General features: G+C 72.7%; 2 protein-coding genes. Both read right to left on the bottom strand.

The genetic code is table 11. The features are described from left to right. Window positions 1-231 precede the first annotated feature (231 nt). The gene (gene trmB / locus AB0C29_RS46120; RefSeq protein WP_360834390.1) at window positions 232-915 is read right to left on the bottom strand and encodes a tRNA (guanosine(46)-N7)-methyltransferase TrmB; all 684 of its coding nucleotides are present in this window, start codon (window positions 913-915) and stop codon (window positions 232-234) included. A 144-nt stretch (window positions 916-1,059) separates the two neighbouring features. Next, a partial coding sequence (locus AB0C29_RS46115) for a hypothetical protein (RefSeq protein ID WP_360834388.1) occupies window positions 1,060-1,927 on the bottom strand: 868 nt, incomplete at its 5' end.

Genomic DNA, 1,927 nt, shown 5'->3' with positions numbered 1-1,927 from the left:
CGGCGGGGTGCCGGGTCGCGTGCGCCCGTCCGGTTCGGTGCTGGCCGGCGTGGTCGCCGCCGCAGCCGTTCCGGCAGGCCGGGCGCTCGGCGCCACCGGTGCGGCGGGACGCTCGAGGCCAAGATCACTTCGCGGCATGCTTGGACCTCCGCCGTTCAGGCTACGGACCAAGAAGCCATAAAACCGGCAAACCGCCGGAAAATATCGGGATGGGTGTCGCCACGAGCAGTGTCAGGTCCGGCGGTAGATGAGGTCGAAGATCTCCCGCCCGGAGCTGACCCCACGCCGTTCGAACTTCGTCTCGGGACGATGAGCCGGCCGCGGCGCGAACCCCTCGTGGGCGTTGGTCAAGCCCGGATCAGCGTCCAGAGTCTCGGCCATCGCTTCGGCGTAATGGGCCCAGTCGGTCGCGCAATGCAGCGTGCCGCCCGGTCGGAGCCGCTCCCGCAGCAGGGCGACGTTCGCCGGCTGAATCAGGCGGCGTTTGTGGTGCCGGGCCTTGGGCCACGGGTCGGGGAAGAAGGCGTGCACCGCATCCAGGCTGCCCGCCGGCACCTTGCGAACCAGCTCCATCGCGTCGCCGTGCGCGACCCTCACGTTGGTGAGACCGCGTTCGCCGATCAGCGAGAGCAGGTTGCCGATGCCCGGCGTGTGCACCTCCACCGCGAGGTAGTCCCGGCCCGGGTCGGCGGCCGCCATCGCCGCCGTCGTGTCACCCATGCCGAAGCCGATCTCCAGCACCTTGGGCGCATCGCGGCCGAACAACTCCACGAGGTCGAGGGGAGTGCGGTCACCGTCGACGACCGTGAGCCCGTACGCCGGCCAGATGTCGGTCATGGCGTCCGCGTGCCGGCTGCCCATCCGGCCACGCCGGGGATGGAACGTCCGGATCGGGCGCTCTGTCGTCTCACTCATCAGGCCGTCCACGATACGCAGCGCCGCCCGCCTGCCATCCAGCGGCGTGAGCAGGCCGGGGTGCTGAGCAGGCCGGGAGCAAAAGAAAGGTCGGGGAACGGCAGAACGGCCGGCACTGGGCCGGCCGTCGTCGCTACCCCCGGATCACCTCACCGCCGGCTGCACGCTCGGCTGCGAGCCCTGGTGGAACGGCGTCCGCGCCCCCGTGGCCAGGTTGACCACCATGACCCAGGACCCGTTGCGGTACGTGCCCGTGGCCACCCCGCGGTTCGCGTCCACGTACGCCAGCTCGCGGTCCTGGCTGGCCCCCACCGTGCGCTTCGCTCCGGTCGCCGTGTCGTATTCCACCACGTGCAGCGGCTGGTTCTCCGCCGCCGTCTCGCCCTGCTGGTACGCCGTCCAGGCCAGCTTCGCCCCGTCGGCGCGCCAGCTCGGGATCACCGCGAAGCCCGAGGTCTGCAGGCTGCCGCCGCCGTACGCCGCGACCGTCTTCTCGCCGCCGGTGGCCACCGTGCCCACCGTCAGGCAGGCGTCGTACGTCGATTCGCAGTCGCCGCCGCGGAAGGCGACCCGGGTGCCGTCGGGCGACCAGGCCACCGCGTCGTCGGTGCGGAGCCGGTCGTGGAGTGCGCTCGGCGTCCCGGCCTTCGCGGCGGTTGCGGGCTCGGCCGGCAGCGGCTCGTCGCGGCAGTACGCCGGGAAGACCACCGTGGGCGTGGCCCCGGCCGTGGTCGCGGAGATCTGGTAGACGCCCGGGCCGCCGGAGCAGGACAGCGAGGCGAACGCGATGCTGGCGCTGTCCGGCGACCAGGACGGGCCGGACGCGGCGCGGGTGGTGAGCCGGCGCCGGCCGGTGCCGTCGGCCTTCATGGTCCACAGCTGGCCGGCCTTGAGCAGGGCGATCGAGCGTCCGTTGGGGGAGAAGCGCGGCCGCGACCAGCCGCCGCCGGTGGTCAGCTTCGTCTCCGTCGCGCCCTTGCTCACCCACACGTCGCCGGCGCGGACGTAGGCG

The sequence above is a fragment of the Actinoplanes sp. NPDC048791 genome (genome assembly GCF_040650095.1).
Lineage (GTDB): Bacteria > Actinomycetota > Actinomycetes > Mycobacteriales > Micromonosporaceae > Actinoplanes.
The sequence above is the reverse complement of the archived record's forward strand: the minus strand, read 5'-3'. Positions and strand labels throughout refer to the sequence as shown.